This is a genomic window from Aurantimonas sp. E1-2-R+4 (genome assembly GCF_036549515.1).
GTDB lineage: Bacteria > Pseudomonadota > Alphaproteobacteria > Rhizobiales > Rhizobiaceae > Aurantimonas > Aurantimonas coralicida_A.
The window spans coordinates 1-14,822 of sequence record NZ_JAZHLK010000071.1 but is presented as its reverse complement, the minus strand read 5'-3'; the positions used below and the strand labels follow the sequence as shown (position 1 = coordinate 14,822).

Sequence of the window (14,822 nt, the reverse complement as noted above, 5' to 3'; positions counted from 1 at the left end):
TCCCGCGGTTTGCTTTCGTCCACATCGCTTCCATGCCCTCGTCGAATCAAATCAACAGCATGGAATCACAAACGATTCATATCATTCAACTTCTTTGTGGACCGACACTCAGAGACCGATGTTCCGCCGGGTATGCTCCCGACATGCGAAAAATCTGATTCCCTGCGGGATCGCTCCCCCTCTATAAATTTCCCTGTAGACAGGAAAATTTACCCTCCGGAAAATATCTTGTCCCTTGCTCGCTCATTTGTCAAAAATTTTTCTTATTAGGAAAGACTGGGCTGTGGATGGGGATGGGCGTCTGATCGGAACGATTTGCGCTGATGCGTCCTCGGACTTCGATCGATGCTCCGCGCTCATCGAACCGCCGGCCAGGAATGTCGGTGAAGCGAAGTCGTCTTCGGGCGTCGCGGCGGATCGGCTTGTTACGATTGCCAGGAAGATCTTGATCTGCTCGCGCGAAACTGGATCGTTCTGAACGGGAGTTTTCCGCGTTAGCTCCTTGGTCGGGAGGAGCAGCGAACGCCGAAGACATCGAAGTTTTCGGACGCGCGGAGAGGGTTGCCGAGATATGTCGGCGAGCCGGGATCAGCCAGACAACCTGCTTCCATTGGAAGAAGAAGTAGGGCGGCCGGTTGCCGACGGAGATGAAGCGGCTGAAGCAGCTTGAGGACGACAACGGCAAGCTGACGGAACAAGACGCCGAACCGTCAGGTCAAGCCGAAGCTGCGTGCCGATCGGCAGGAGGCGGCAAGTCCGAATGAGGCGCGCGCGGACTGCCGGTGAAAACTTGTTGGTCGTCTTGCTCATGCCGGCCCCACTATCCCATCAGTTGGAGCCTTTGGGGAACACGGTGCGGTTCGTCATGGAGCGCCTGCTTGCTCACGGATGAAGCAAGACTTCGTCGTCTCGGTGGGGGCCTCAAATCGTTCCGAGAACAGCGATGCAGTCGCCGGCCCTGACGAGGCCGGGAAAGTGCCGCGCCGCCAGGATTCCATCCATCTTGGCGGTGAATTCGAAGGGGGCCGAACCGGTGCGATCGATAGGCCAGGCACGACCGATCGGCTGACCCTTCACCACCGTGTCGCCGAGATCGACGAGCGGCTCCATCATGCCGTCGAGTTCGGAGAAGGTGAAGCAGTCGGCAGACGGCATGTCGAGCCAGCGACTGTCGTAATGCTCGACCGCGCCCTTCAGGATGCCGGCATGGCGCAGCAAATTGGCGGTGCCGCGTTTGGCGATTGCCGCGGTCCGCGCGGTTGCGGTTCCTCCGCCGCCGAGTTCGGTGGTGACGAACACCTTGCCCATCGCCTCCGCTGTCGTATCCAGCATGCCGACCGCGTCGATCTCCAGCATCTTTACCGACCAGGGCGCCCCGAAGGCGGCGACGGCGGCGAAACAGGCTGCCTCCTGGCGCTTGTCCTCCAGGATGTGGGCGGCGGCGAAGGGCAGGAAGTCGAGCGTGCGGCCGCCGGAGTGGAAGTCGAGAACGATGTCGGCGAGCGGCAGCAGATGGCGGGTGACGTAGTCGGCGATCTTTTCCGTCGGATTGCCGTAGGGCGCGCCGGGAAAGCTGCGGTTGAGATTGCCTTTGTCGATGGGCGAGGTGCGGGTGCCTGCGCGAAACGCCGGGTAGTTGAGCGCCGGCACGATAATGACGCGGCCGGTCAGTTCATCGACGGACAGCCGGCGGGCGAGGTCGAAAAGAGCGATCGGGCCCTCGTATTCGTCGCCGTGGTTGCCGCCGGTCAACAGCGCCGTCGGTCCGTCGCCGTTTTTGGCGACGGTCATCGGGATCAGGACGGAGCCCCAGGCGGAATCGTCGCGGCTGTAGGGCAAACGCAGGAAGCCGTGCTGGATGCCGTCAGCCTCGAAGTCCACCGTGGCGACGATCGGCGAAGGGGTCAGCGGGTCGCTCATCAGCATCGGCCTCAATCCTTGACGAAGAGCTGGCGCGGCACGTCGGCGAGAAGATCGTAGCCGGTGTCGCTGATGGCGATCGACTCGGTGATCTCGAGGCCCATGTCCTCCAGCCACAGACCGGTCATGAAATGGAAGGTCATGCCCGGCTTCAATTCGGTTCGGTCGCCGGGGCGAAGGCTCATTGTCCGCTCGCCCCAGTCCGGCGGGTAGGACAGCCCGATCGGGTAACCCGTCCGGTTATCCTTGCTGATGCCGTACTTCTTGAGCACCGCATAGAACGCGTTGGCGATGTCCTCGCAGGTATTGCCGGGCCGGGCGGCCTCCAGCCCCGCTTCCATGCCTTCGAGAGTCGCCTTTTCGGCGTCGCGGAACGCCTCCGTCGGCTTGCCGAGAAAGACGGTACGCGACAGCGGGCAGTGGTAGCGCTTGTAGCAGCCGGCGATCTCGAAGAAGGTGCCTTCGCCTCGGCGCAGCGGCCGATCGTCCCAGGTCAGATGAGGCGCCGATGCGTCGGCACCCGAGGGCAGCAGCGGTACGATCGCCGGGTAGTCGCCGCCATAGCCCTCGACACCGCGCGTTCCGGCATCGAGGATCTCGGCGACGAGATCGCATTTGCGCATGCCGGGCTCGGCCCTTTCCAGGATGCGCCGGTGCATCGCGCCGACGATGCGGCCGGCGATACGCATGTAATCCAGCTCTTGCTCGCTCTTCACCGCGCGTTGCCAGTTCACCAGTGCGGTCGCGTCGACGAAGCGGGCATTCGGCAGATGCTTTTGAAGCGACGCGAAGGCCGCTGCCGAGAACCAGTAATTGTCCATTTCGACGCCGATAACGCCCTTGTCCCAGCCGCGGTCGGCGATCACGGTGGCCAGAAAGTCCATCGGATGACGCTCGGTGGACTGAACATAATGGTCGGCATAGCCAACGATGTTGTCGGCGCCGAGATAGGCGGTGCGCTTGGCGCCGTTGGCATCCTGTCCGCGGCCGAACCAGACCGGCTCGCCCTCAGGCGGCACGAGAACCCCTTGGTGGACATAGAACGACCAGCCGTCATAGCCGGTGAGCCAGGCCATGTTGGACGGATCCGAGACGTAGAGGAGGTCGATGCCCTCCACAGCCATGGCCGCGCGGGTCTTGGCGAGGCGGGTTGCGTATTCGGCGCGAGTAAAGTTGAGCGTCGGCTCTGTCATGATGCACCTGTTGGAGGAAATTTAGCTGGTGAAGAGGCTGCCTGCGTTGGCTTTCACGGCGCGGGCATTGGCAAGTATGGCGATCGCCGTGTCCTGGACGCCGGTACCGGTAAGGTCGCAGAATGTCAGCGCATGCGGGTCGACACGGCCGGGCAGACGCCCGCAGGCGATCTCGCCGAGCTCCGAAAAGGCACTGTCCGCCGTGACGAGGCCGGCGGCGATGGCGTGGTGCAACTCGCCAAGCCAGCGCGTCTGCTGGAGGCTGTCGGCAACGTAGAGGTCGGCGCGGGTGACGAGGGCAGGGTCGACTTCGTTCTTGTGTTCGGCGTCCGATCCCATCGCGGTGACGTGCTGGCCCGAAGCAAGCCAGCCGGCTTCGAGGATCGGTGCCTCGGATGGGGTCGTCGTCACGACGATATCGGCGCCGGCAACGGCCGCTTGGGCATCGGAGACCGCCGCAACCGGGATCGACAACTCCGCCGACAGTGCCGCGGCCGTGGCCTCCGCCTTCTTGATGTCGCGCGCCCAGATCCGCGCCTCGGCGATCGGGCGGACCAGCTTCAGCGCCCGCAACTGCAGCCGCGCCTGGACGCCGGCGCCGAGGATCGCGGCGATCCGCGCGTCGGACCGCGCCAGATGCCGGGCCGCCACGGCACCGGCGGCGGCGGTCCGCACATCGGTGAGATACCCGTTGTCGAGCAGCAGCGCCTCGACAAGGCCGGTTTTCGAAGAGAAAAGCACCATCATGCCGTTGACGCTCGGCAGGCCGAGCTTCGGATTGTCGAAGAAGCCTGGGCTGATCTTGATGGCGAAGCCGGACAGGCCGGGCACATAAGCCGTCTTGACGTCGACTTCGCCGCGATGCTCGGGAATGTCGAGGCGCAAGATCGGCGGCATCGCCACTTGCTTGGTCGCCAGAGCGGCGAAGGCGGTCTCGATCGCGTCGACCGCCGCGAGATCCAGCGGCACCAGCGCGCGCAGGTCGCTCTCCGTGAGGATGCGCATCTCGGGCATCAGTCGGTCTCCTCCAACCCATCCGCGCCGTTGATGATGCGGCGATGCAGCTCCATGGCGATATTGCGACCGGACAGGAGCGCGACCGTCGGGCCGGTCGGTGCAACCTTGCCGGCGAGCAGCGCCGCGACGCCGACGGCTGCGGCGCCCTCGACGATCTCGCGTTCCATCTCGTAGACGTGCCGAATGCCGGCCGCGATCTCGGCTTCGTCGAGCAACACGATGTCGTCAACCAGCGCGCGCACCGTCTCGAAGGTCCAGGCGTTCGCAAGCCCTATCCCGCCGCCGAGGGAGTCGGCCAGGGTCGGCAGTTCCTCGACCTCGACCGGATGCCCGGCATCGAGGCTCGCGGCCATCGCCGCGCCGCTCCGCATCGACAGGCCGACGATCCGGATGTCGGGCCGCAGGGTTTTCGCCGCCACGGCGATACCAGCGATCAGGCCGCCGCCCGAAAGTGGCACCAGCACAGTCGCCGCGTCCGGCACATCCTCGACGATCTCCAGGCCGATCGTGCCCTGGCCGGCGACGATGTGGGGATGGTCGAAAGGCGGAAGACCGGTCATTCCGTCTTCTGCGATCAGCCGCTCGACCTCGATCTGCGCCTCGTCCTGGGAACGGCCGATAATGCGGATTTCGGCGCCGAGCGCCTTGATCGCCTCCAGCTTGTTGGCCGGGACCAGCGAGGACATGCAAACGATGCAGCGCACACCCTCGGCCGCGGCGGCGTGCGCAAGCGCGCGGCCGTGGTTGCCGGTGGAGGTGGCGACGACGCCCTTGGCGCGTTCGTCAGGGGAAAGCTGCAGGAGTGCATTGGTCGCGCCGCGTAATTTGAAGGCGCCGGTGATCTGACGATGTTCGTGCTTGAGGAAGACCGGGACGCCGGCCAAAGCCGACAGACTTGGCGACAGGTCGACCGGCGTGCGGCGGACGCGCCCGGCGATCCTGCGAGCCGCTTCCTCGATCTCCGACAGTGTGACGTGCGGCATGGGATCTAACTTTCAGTCGGCATGGCGACCGTCATCAACCGGCCGGCGTCCGGCCGGGCGACCCACTGGCCGCAATGGTTCAGGCATGCCCAGGCACTTGCCTGGTTGCTGGCGACGACGGGACGGCCGATCCGTGCCTCGATGGCCGAAACGACCGAGGCGGAGCGAAGCGCTGTGCAAGAGATGAACAGCGCCTCGGCGCTCGCGGAGGTGGCATCCACGGCGGCTTCGATCAGCGACTCCCGCGCGATCCGCGCCATCTGGCGGTCGTCATCGAGTCCGAGGCAGGTGAAGCTCTCGATGTGAAAACCTCCGGCTTCGAAATAGGCCGCCATCGGCTCGCTCACCGCTACCGTATAGGGCGTGAGGATGCTGATCCTTCGCGTGCCAAGGGCTTTCAAGCCGGTGGCGGCGGCTGCTGCGGGCGTCACCACCGGCACACCGGGCTTGGCCTTGCGGATCGCGGCGGCGACGGCGGCATCGCCGATCACCACCGATGCAGCGGTGCAGGAAAAGCAGATCACGTCGAGCCGATCATCCGGCAGCAGCAGGGCGGCGGCGCTCTCGAGCCGCGGCTGCATGGCGCGCAGATTCTCGGCCGTCGTGGGATTGGCGTAGGCGATGCGCGTCGAGAACACGCCGACTCTGTTCGAGGCGACGAGCCGCGTAAAATCGGCCTCGGTGGAATGATCGGTCGCCAGAAGGATCAGCCCGACACGCTTTTCGATGGCGCGCGTGTCGAGGCGAAGACGGTGGCGTGCCTGGTGAATATCAATGCTCATAGGTGGTGAACTCGAAGATCCATCGCTTATAGCATCGCGAACCTGAGACGGTTGCGGGCAAGGGCGGCGGCTCCATTTCTGTCGATCGCGGCATGGGCGGAATCCGTCGGCACAGGGTGGACAGCGGGTGGGTGATACAAGCCACAAGCGGTTGCCGGAGAGCGAGTATGGCGTGCACGTGATCATAATCTGAGCATGCCTGACAATGAGGCCGTTCGTCCTTTTCGCTCCGTCTGGGCAGCGGTTCCTCCTGCTACAGAGCTTCTAAATGGGTAATCACTCTCTCGACAGCCGCTGCGATATTCAGAAGCATGGAGGTTGGATTCCTCGCGAATTTCTGAACACTCTTGTTGTCGGTGCATCGGCATCGTGTGTCATGGAAAAGGAAGTCGGAATGTTTCGTGGTCTCGCCGGGAAAAGCGCGCTCGAAAACAAGAGTTTAGACTAAGTGTATAATTTTATCCGTTCTAACCGGAGATCGAATTGATCATGGTGTTGGCGGTTGAAATCTGAGGCATCACGATATGTGGCGTCAGGGAGGGTGGAAATTCCTACCGGAAACCGCTCAAATATTTCGAATCAATTGTGCGCATCGCACAGCAGAAAGGGAGAGCTCCATGTCCAATCTCGTTTCCAGGTCTCGCCGCAAGCTCGTGGCGACGGCGCTCGCGACCACGACGGCGCTGACGCTCATGTCGGGTTCGGCCTTCGCGGCCGAATGGAAATACGCCATCGAGGAGGCGCTGGAGGAGGTCCAGGGCGTCTACGCCCAGAAGTTCAAGGAGCAGGTCGAGGCGAACTCCGACAATACGGTGGCGATCTTTCCCTTCGGTACGCTCGGCGAAACGGCCGACACCACCGAACTCGCGCAGATGGGGGCGATCCAGTTCGTCGATCTGTCGCCCGGCTTCACCGGCAGCTTGATTCCCGAACTCCAGGTCTTCCTGCTGCCTTACGTGCTGCCGGAGGAGCCCGACATTCTGGCCGACTTCTACAAGACGTCGGAGACGATCAACAAAGAGCTCGCCGGGATGTACGAGCAGCAGAACCTGCATCTCATCGACATGTTCCCCGAGGGTGAGGTGGTGATGACCACCAAGGAGGCGGTCAAGGCGCCGGCCGACCTCGATGGCGTCAAGTTCCGGGTGATGACCACGCCGCTGCTGGTCGAGACCTACAACGCCTTCGGCGCGACCGCGACGCCGCTGCCTTGGGGCGAAGTGTTCGGCGCGCTGCAGCTGAACATGATCCAGGGCCAGGAGAACCCGATGTTCTTCGTGGAATCGACCAAGATGTACGAGGTGACCGATCACATCACCTTCGCCGGCCACAATACCTTCACGACTGCGGTCGCGGCCAACAAGGCCTTCTATGACGGCCTGTCCGAGGAGGATAAGGTGGTGGTTACGGCGGCGGCCGACGCCGCCTACGAGCACATCATCGAGTATCAGAAGGGCTTGCAGGACGAAGCGCTTGCCAAGATAAAGGAAGCCAAGCCATCGATCACGGTGACGACGCTGACCGACGAGGAACGCGCGCCGTTCCGCGAGGCAGCCAAGAAGGTCCGCGACAAGTTCGTCGAGATCACCGGCGATAGCGGCAAGGCGATCCTGGAAGGCTTCTTGGCCGACATCGAGGCCTCCAAGAAGCGCGTGAAAGGCGACGGCTAGATCTGTCGCGGCAATCCTGGGCGGCGGGTAGCCGCCTGGGGGTTTGCGGCGGCGAAGCAGTTCGCGAGAGTGGGCCATGAAATGAGGTGGCGATGAACCGAATCGACCCGTCAGCGGACCCTTCGACCAAAGGTGGCGCCGGCCCAGCGTCGTCTGAGACGTCGGTGACGACGGAGGTTTCGGCGCCAGCACCGGCCGTTGCGTTTTCAGGTTTATTGCGCCCGTTGGAGATCCTCGATCGGGTCATCGCCATGATCGAGGCGTTCATCATGACGGCCGGCATCCTCATCATGGCGGCGAGTTCGGTGGCGAACGTGATCGGCCGGTTCGTCTTCGGCCAGAGCCTCTATTTCGCCGAGGAACTCAACCAGTTCCTTATCATCATCGTGACCTTTGCCGGAATCGGCTTTGCGGCGCGCCACGGTCGCCACATCCGCATGTCGGCGATCTACGACGCGCTGTCGCAGGGGCTGCGAAAAGCGCTGATGATCGTCATCGCGCTGGTGACCGCCGCGGCCATGTTCATTCTGGCATGGTACTCGTACCAGTACGTCGTCAGTGTCTATGAGACCGGCCGCATCTCGCCGGTAACGCGGATGCCGATTTTCGTGACCCTGGTGTGGCTTCCGCTCGGCTTCGTCATCACCGGCATCCAGTACGTTTTGACGGCGATTGCCAATCTGACGCGGCCGGACGTCTATCTCTCGGTTTCGGTGGTCGACACCTACGAGGACAGCGAAACGCAGGTCTAGGCGGCAGCGCCGCGAACCGGCGGCGGGCACTGGAAAGAAAGGGCTTTGATGGCAACGGCGATGATCCTCACCATGGTGGTGCTCCTGCTTCTGGGGTTCCCGATGATGATCCCGCTGATTGCGGCGACGATGGTCGCCTTCTTCTTCTACCTGCCGATCGGCCCGGAAATCATGGTGCAGCAGATGCTTGCCGGCATTCGGCCGGCGGCGCTGATCGCCGTTCCGATGTTCATCCTCGCGGCCGACATCATTACCAAGGGCCATTCCGCCGACCGCCTGATCGACATGGTGATGAAATTCGTCGGCCACATTCGCGGCGGGCTCGGTGTTGCCACCGCGACAAGCTGTACGCTGTTCGGCGCCGTCTCCGGTTCGACCCAGGCGACCGTCGTCGCCATCGGCGGTCCGCTCCGACCTCGCATGCTGAAGGCCGGTTACAGCGACAGCTTCACCCTGGCGCTGATCGTCAATGCGTCCGACATCGCCATGCTGATTCCGCCGTCGATCGCCATGATCATCTACGGGGTCATCTCCGGCACCTCGATCTCCGAATTGTTCATCGCCGGCGTTGGACCGGGCTTGCTGATCCTCGTCCTGTTTTCCGCCTATTCGGTCATCTACGCGCGGCGGAACAACATCCCGACGGAACCCAAGGCGTCCTGGAGTGAGCGCATGGCGGCGGTCGGCGCGGCGGTATGGCCGCTCGGTTTTCCGGTCATCGTCGTCGGCGGCATCTATGGCGGCATCTTCAGCCCGACCGAGGCGGCCTCGGTCTGCGTCGGTTATGCGCTCTTCCTCGAACTGGTGATCTTCCGTTCCCTCGGCCTTTCGGACATCATCGATATCGCCAAGTCGACTGGTCTCATCACCGCTGTTGTCTTCATCCTGGTCGCTGCGGGAGCGGCATTTTCCTGGGTGATCTCGTTCGAGCAGATCCCCCAGATGATCCTCGGCGCGCTGGGTCTCGACGAAGCCGGGCCGATCACCGTCCTGGTGGCGATCTCGATCGCCTTCTTCATCGGCTGCATGTTCGTCGACCCGATCGTCGTCATCCTGGTGCTGGTGCCGATCTTCGCGCCGCTGGTCTCCGGTCTCGGGCTGGACCCGGTGCTGGTCGGCGTCATCATTACGCTGCAGGTGGCCATCGGCTCGGCGACGCCGCCCTTCGGCTGCGACATCTTCACGGCGATCGCGATCTTCAAGCGTCCCTATATGGACGTCATCCGCGGCACGCCGCCCTTCATATTCATCCTGCTCCTGGTGAGTGTCGCTCTGATCGCCTTTCCCCAGATCGCGCTGTTCCTGCGCGATCTCGCCTTCCGCTAGAACGTCCGATCTTTCCATCGATCCGTAGGAGGCATTCCCCGCGCCATGTACAAGACAATCCTCGTTCCGGTCGACGGCTCGGCGATGGCGATGCGGGGGCTCGACGTCGCCGCCGAACTCTGCCGGACCTTCGGCGCCCGTCTGATCACGCTCTGCATCTATCGTCATCACTCGCCGCTGGAGGCCTCGCTCTCGATGGTCCGGGCCCGCGGCGAACAGCAGCGCCCCGACGATGCGCTGAAGAGCTACGCCAGCGACATCGCCACCGCCGCCAAGGAGCGAGCACAGAAGGCGGGCGTTGAAAACGTCGCGTCTTACGCAAAGCGCGGCCAGCCGGCGCGCGCCATCGTCGAGTTCGCCGACGAGCACGACTGCGACCTGATCGTGCTCGGCGCACGCGGCAATGGCGATCTGGAAGGATTTCTGCTCGGCTCGGTGTCCCATAAGGTGGCTTCGCTGACCCGCAAGCAATGTCTCATCGTGCGCTGAGGTCGCAAACGCCTTATGGACGCGGGGCGAGCCGGCGGTCTATGCAGTGGGATCGAACTACGATCCGGGATTTTCCATGGCACGAGGCCGCATCAAGCTGGACGACCGCGACATCAAGATTTTGACGATCCTCCAAAAGGAGGGGCGGATTCCAAAGGCGGCCTTGGCCGAGCGGGTCAATCTCTCACCGACGCCGTGTTGGGAGCGGCTCAACCGTCTGGAAGAGGCCGGCATCATCGAGGGATACGCGGCCTCGATCGCGGAAAGCACCTATGGGCCGCTGACGGTGCTCTTCGTCATGATCGAGATCGAGAGCCACCGCAAGGAGGACTTCGCGCAGTTCGAGACGGCGATTGCCTCGGTTCCGGAGATTGTCGAGTGCTGGTCGATTTCCGGCGGCTTCGACTATCTGTGCAAGTTCGTCACCCGCGATCTCGCCAGCTATCAGGCCATCGTCGACAAGATCCTGGCCGATCATATCGGGGTCCGGCGCTACTTCACCTATCCGGCGATGACCTCGATCAAGAAGACCCCGATTCCCATTGAAATGATCTCCGAGACCACCCGTTAGGGGCCAGGAAGACGAGCCATCCGACAAAGCCGCCGCTGGCAGGATAGCTCTCCGATCAACGCTCCAACTATGGCCGACCTCTCGGCGGCGAAGACGCTAGAACGACGTTGTGAACGTTGCTCCGGCCTCGCCGTGACGAATGGGAGATCGCCATGTCCGCCATCGCCGTTACCTCCGACCGCGCGTACCCATTGTCGCAGCTTTACGATGCCGGGCTATTGATCGAGGCCGCGCTGATCGACGGCCGGTGGGTCACCGCCGACGCGATTGTGTCGGTGCGTGATCCGGCGACCGGCGAGCAGCTTGGCACCGTGCCGGCGCTTGGCGCGGCGGAGACGTCGCCGGCGATCGACGCCGCGGCCGCGGCCTTTCCGGCTTGGCGCGCGCTGTTGCCGCAGCTGCGGGCCGACATCCTGATGCGTTGGCACGGGCTGATCCTCGCCGCGCGCGAGGATCTGGCACTGCTGATAACGCTGGAGCAGGGCAAGCCGCTCACCGAGGCCCGCGGCGAGATCGATTACGCGGCGTCCTTCGTCGCGTTCTATGCCGAGGAGGCCAAACGCCTCAACGCCGAGAGCGTGACCAGCCATCTCCCCGATGCGCAGATGACGCTCAGCCGCGTCCCGCTCGGTGTCGTCGGTCTGGTGACGCCCTGGAACTTTCCCGCCGCGATGCTGACGCGAAAGGCCGCCGCCGCGCTTGCAGCAGGCTGCACCGCGGTCGCGCATCCCTCATCCGAGACGCCGTTCTCGGCGCTGGCGCTTGCCGAACTCGCGCAGCGGGCCGGCATGCCGGCGGGCGTGTTCAACGTCGTCACCGGCGATGCCGCGACGATCGTCGGGCGGCTCTGCGAGGACGAACGGGTGCGGGCGATGAGCTTTACCGGCTCGACCGAGATCGGCCGGCTGATCGCTGCCCAGTCGGCACCGACGGTCAAGCGTCTGATCATGGAACTGGGCGGCCACGCGCCGCTGATGATCTTTGCCGACGCCGATCTCGGCAAGGCCGTGGACATCGCCATGAACGCCAAATTCGCGACCTCGGGGCAGGATTGCCTCGCCGCCAACCGCATCTATGTCGAGCGGCCGATCTACGCGGCATTTCTCACCGCCTATGCCGAGCGGATCGCGGCGCTCGAGGTTGGACCCGGTCTCCAGCCCGGGGTCGAGATCGGCCCGCTGATGCATGAGCGGGCGGTCGCCAAGGTCGATGCACAGGTCCGCGACGCGCTGGCGCGCGGCGCCCGGCGCCTCGTCGGCGGCGAGCGCCATCCGGCCGGGCCGCTGTTCTATCGGCCGACATTGCTCGCCGACGTGCCCGATGACGCGCTGATCATGCGCGAGGAAACCTTCGGTCCCGTGGCCGCGGTCGTCCCCTTCGACGGCGAGGACGAGGTGACCGCGCGCGCCAACGCCACCGAATACGGCCTCGTCGCCTATCTGGTCACCCGCGACGCCGCCCGGGTTGCCCGCATGAGCGCGGCGCTCGAATACGGGATGGTGGCGGTCAACCGGGTCAAGATCACCGGCGCGCCTATTCCCTTCGGCGGCGTCAAGCAGTCGGGCCTCGGCCGGGAAGGCTCGCGCCACGGCCTCGAGGCCTTCACCGACCTCAAATATGTCTGTCTCGACACGGCCTGAGCGGCACCGCAGACAGCAGAACCGATTCAGGAAAGGAGCTTGAAGATGCTCGACCAGACCAACGAACTGACCGCCTTCGACCGCGATCACTTCTTCCATCCCTCGACCCATATGGGCATGCACGCGCGCGGCGAGACGCCGACCCGCGTCGTCACCGGCGGTAAGGGCGCGACAATCGTCGACCGTGACGGCAAGGAGAGCCTCGACGCATTCGCCGGGCTCTACTGCGTCAATGTCGGCTACGGCCGCACCGAGATCGCCGAGGCAATCGCGGAGCAGGCGCATAAGCTGTCCTATTACCATGCCTATGTCGGCCACGGCTCCGAACCCTCGATCCAACTCGCCAAGATGATCATCGACCGAGCGCCGGCCGGTATGAGCCGGGTTTATTTCGGTCTTTCGGGGTCGGACGCCAACGAGACCAACATCAAGCTGATCTGGTACTACAACAACGTGCTCGGCCGGCCGGAGAAGAAGAAGATCATTTCGCGCTGGCGCGGCTATCACGGCTCCGGCGTGATGACCGGCTCGCTGACCGGTCTCGGCCTGTTCCACAATGCCTTCGACCTGCCGCGCGCGCCGATCCTTCACACCGAGGCGCCCTATTACTTCCGCCGCGCCGACCGCTCGATGAGCGAGGAGCAGTTCTCGCAATTCTGCGCCGACAAGCTGGAGGACATGATCCTCTCCGAAGGGCCCGACACGGTCGCGGCCTTCATCGGCGAACCGCTGCTCGGTACAGGCGGCATCGTGCCGCCGCCGGCCGGCTATTGGGAGAAGATCCAGGCGGTGCTGGCGAAATACGACGTGCTGCTGGTCGCCGACGAGGTGGTCACCGGCTTCGGCCGTCTCGGCACCATGTTCGGCTCCGATCATTACGGCATCAAGCCGGACCTCATCACCATCGCCAAGGGCCTGACCTCAGCCTATCTGCCGCTGTCCGGCACGATTGTTTCCGAGAAGGTCTGGGACGTGCTGGTCAAGGGCTCGGACGCCCTCGGCGCGATCGGCCACGGCTGGACCTACTCGGCCCATCCACTCTGCGCGGCGGCGGGGGTTGCCAATCTGGAACTGATCGATAAGCTCGACCTGATCGAGAACGTCCGCACGGTCGGGGCGCATTTTCGTGAGACCCTCGCTGCGGCGCTGTCGGACCACGCCCAGGTCGGCGAGGTGCGCGGTGACGGGCTGCTGGCGGCGGTGGAGTTCGTCGCCGACAAGGACGACCGGGTATTCTTCGATCCGGCGCAGAAGATCGGCCCGCGGATCTCCGCGGCGCTCGCGGAGCGCGGCGTCATCGGGCGGGCGATGCCAGAGGGCGACATTTTAGGCTTCGCTCCGCCCTTCTGCCTGACGCGAGAAGAAGCCGATCGCGTGATCGGCAAGACCGTGGAAGCCGTCGAGAGCGTTATGACGCAACCCTGACGAACAGCCGGGTCGCGATTTTCGTCGCGACCCGCTGCCACGTACAACGGAGAGCCATCAGCCCTTCAATCATCCATTGGATAAACGTGCTCGCACGGCGCGCTGGTATTCAAAGCTCCTGGCTGACGGTCGCAGAACCAGCTCGCTGGCAGCCGGGACAGAAGCGGCACATTGGGCATTCTTTAGGCCGCGCAGGCCCTCAAGCCCAGGATCTCACGGGCCTGCCCCCATGTCGCGACGGGCCGCTCGTACTTCTCGCACAGTTCGACAGCGCGTTTGACAAGGGCCGCATTGGACGGCGCGAGCCGGTCGCGATCGAGGCGCACATTGTCTTCAAACCCCGTTCGCGTATGGCCGCCCTTGGCGATAGACCATTCGTTGATGGTCAATTGCGCCGACGCGATCCCTGCGGCGCACCATTGGGCGTCCGGCGCAAGCCGCTTGAGGGTTGCGATGTAGAAGTCGAATATCGGCTCGTCCGCGGGCATCGCATTTTTGACCCCCATGACGAACTGGACATACAGCGGCCCCTTGAGGCGACCATCGGCAGCCATTCGGGTGGCCTGCACGATATGGCCGAGATCGAAGGCCTCGATCTCGGGCTTCACCTCGTAGGTCTGCATTTCCGAAGCCAGCCAGTCGACGAGATCGGGCGCGTTCTCATAAACGCGGGTCGGGAAGTTGTTCGATCCGACCGAGAGTGACGCCATGTCAGGCCTGAGCGGCAGCATCCCGCCGCGCTCCCGGCCCGCGCCGGAGCGGCCTCCTGTCGAGAGCTGGATGATCATGCCCGGGCAGTACGTTTCCAGCCCCTCCTTGAGGCGCGCGAAGCGGTCGGGGTCGGATGTCGGCTTTCCCTCGTCATCGCGCACATGGCAGTGGGCAATGCTTGCGCCGGCATCGAAGGCTTCGTGCGTGCTTTCGATCTGCTCGGAGATCGTGAGAGGTGGCTCGGTTTGTCTGAACAGGCTCGACGGCTTGATAAGTGGATCGTCTGCCGGGTTTTATGCCGCTGCGAGAAGCGGTTGATTGAAGTAGGCGTGGTCCGGAGTTT

General features: G+C 64.0%; 14 protein-coding genes and 1 pseudogene. 9 read left to right on the top strand and 6 right to left on the bottom strand.

Going from position 1 to position 14,822, the window contains the following annotated elements; all coding sequences use genetic code 11:
* Positions 1 to 560 precede the first annotated feature (560 nt).
* Positions 561 to 689, top strand: a pseudogene (locus VQ045_RS20125) (transposase); the annotation flags it as partial.
* A 232-nt stretch (positions 690 to 921) separates the two neighbouring features.
* Here VQ045_RS20125 and doeB read toward each other — a convergent pair.
* The 5 genes from doeB to eutA are packed head-to-tail and all read right to left on the bottom strand — an operon-like array spanning position 922 to position 5,895.
* Positions 922 to 1,926, bottom strand: coding sequence for a N(2)-acetyl-L-2,4-diaminobutanoate deacetylase DoeB (gene doeB / locus VQ045_RS20120; RefSeq protein WP_331831390.1), 1,005 nt, complete (start codon positions 1,924 to 1,926; stop codon positions 922 to 924).
* A 5-nt stretch (positions 1,927 to 1,931) separates the two neighbouring features.
* Positions 1,932 to 3,113, bottom strand: a complete 1,182-nt coding sequence (gene doeA / locus VQ045_RS20115; protein WP_327625770.1) for an ectoine hydrolase DoeA — start codon at positions 3,111 to 3,113, stop codon at positions 1,932 to 1,934.
* A gap of 21 nt (positions 3,114 to 3,134) precedes the next feature.
* Complete coding sequence (gene eutC, locus VQ045_RS20110; RefSeq protein ID WP_331831389.1) at positions 3,135 to 4,127, bottom strand: ectoine utilization protein EutC; 993 nt, start codon at positions 4,125 to 4,127, stop codon at positions 3,135 to 3,137.
* A complete protein-coding gene (gene eutB, locus VQ045_RS20105; protein ID WP_331831388.1) occupies positions 4,127 to 5,113 on the bottom strand; it encodes a hydroxyectoine utilization dehydratase EutB in 987 nt (328 codons plus the stop codon). The genes eutC and eutB overlap by 1 nt, the downstream gene beginning before the upstream one ends.
* A 5-nt stretch (positions 5,114 to 5,118) precedes the next feature.
* Positions 5,119 to 5,895 (bottom strand): ectoine utilization protein EutA, encoded by a 777-nt coding sequence (gene eutA, locus VQ045_RS20100; RefSeq protein WP_331831387.1) that lies wholly within the window; start codon positions 5,893 to 5,895, stop codon positions 5,119 to 5,121.
* A 617-nt stretch (positions 5,896 to 6,512) separates the two neighbouring features.
* Between eutA and dctP the strand changes: the two genes are divergently transcribed.
* From dctP to VQ045_RS20065, 7 genes are all read left to right on the top strand, one after another.
* A complete protein-coding gene (gene dctP, locus VQ045_RS20095) occupies positions 6,513 to 7,565 on the top strand; it encodes a TRAP transporter substrate-binding protein DctP (RefSeq protein ID WP_331831386.1) in 1,053 nt (350 codons plus the stop codon).
* 164 nt (positions 7,566 to 7,729) lie between these two features.
* Positions 7,730 to 8,317 (top strand): TRAP transporter small permease, encoded by a 588-nt coding sequence (locus tag VQ045_RS20090; protein ID WP_331831385.1) that lies wholly within the window; start codon positions 7,730 to 7,732, stop codon positions 8,315 to 8,317.
* A 48-nt stretch (positions 8,318 to 8,365) separates the two neighbouring features.
* Complete coding sequence (locus tag VQ045_RS20085) at positions 8,366 to 9,643, top strand: TRAP transporter large permease (RefSeq protein WP_327625764.1); 1,278 nt, start codon at positions 8,366 to 8,368, stop codon at positions 9,641 to 9,643.
* Positions 9,644 to 9,688: 45 nt separating this feature from the next.
* Positions 9,689 to 10,132 (top strand): universal stress protein, encoded by a 444-nt coding sequence (locus VQ045_RS20080; protein ID WP_331831384.1) that lies wholly within the window; start codon positions 9,689 to 9,691, stop codon positions 10,130 to 10,132.
* Positions 10,133 to 10,208: 76 nt separating this feature from the next.
* Positions 10,209 to 10,703 carry an Lrp/AsnC family transcriptional regulator gene (locus tag VQ045_RS20075; protein WP_331831383.1) on the top strand — a complete coding sequence of 165 codons (495 nt, stop codon included), beginning with the start codon at positions 10,209 to 10,211 and terminating at the stop codon, positions 10,701 to 10,703.
* 152 nt (positions 10,704 to 10,855) lie between these two features.
* Positions 10,856 to 12,343, top strand: a complete 1,488-nt coding sequence (locus tag VQ045_RS20070; RefSeq protein WP_331831382.1) for an NAD-dependent succinate-semialdehyde dehydrogenase — start codon at positions 10,856 to 10,858, stop codon at positions 12,341 to 12,343.
* A 45-nt stretch (positions 12,344 to 12,388) separates the two neighbouring features.
* Positions 12,389 to 13,768 (top strand): aspartate aminotransferase family protein, encoded by a 1,380-nt coding sequence (locus VQ045_RS20065; RefSeq protein ID WP_331831381.1) that lies wholly within the window; start codon positions 12,389 to 12,391, stop codon positions 13,766 to 13,768.
* A gap of 182 nt (positions 13,769 to 13,950) precedes the next feature.
* Here VQ045_RS20065 and VQ045_RS20060 read toward each other — a convergent pair whose 3' ends face one another.
* Positions 13,951 to 14,655 (bottom strand): 3-keto-5-aminohexanoate cleavage protein, encoded by a 705-nt coding sequence (locus VQ045_RS20060; RefSeq protein ID WP_331831391.1) that lies wholly within the window; start codon positions 14,653 to 14,655, stop codon positions 13,951 to 13,953.
* Here VQ045_RS20060 and VQ045_RS20055 point away from each other — a divergent pair.
* The coding region (locus VQ045_RS20055) for a hypothetical protein (RefSeq protein WP_331831380.1) at positions 14,641 to 14,822 on the top strand (182 nt) is incomplete at its 3' end. The two genes, VQ045_RS20060 and VQ045_RS20055, sit on opposite strands and share 15 nt — an antisense overlap.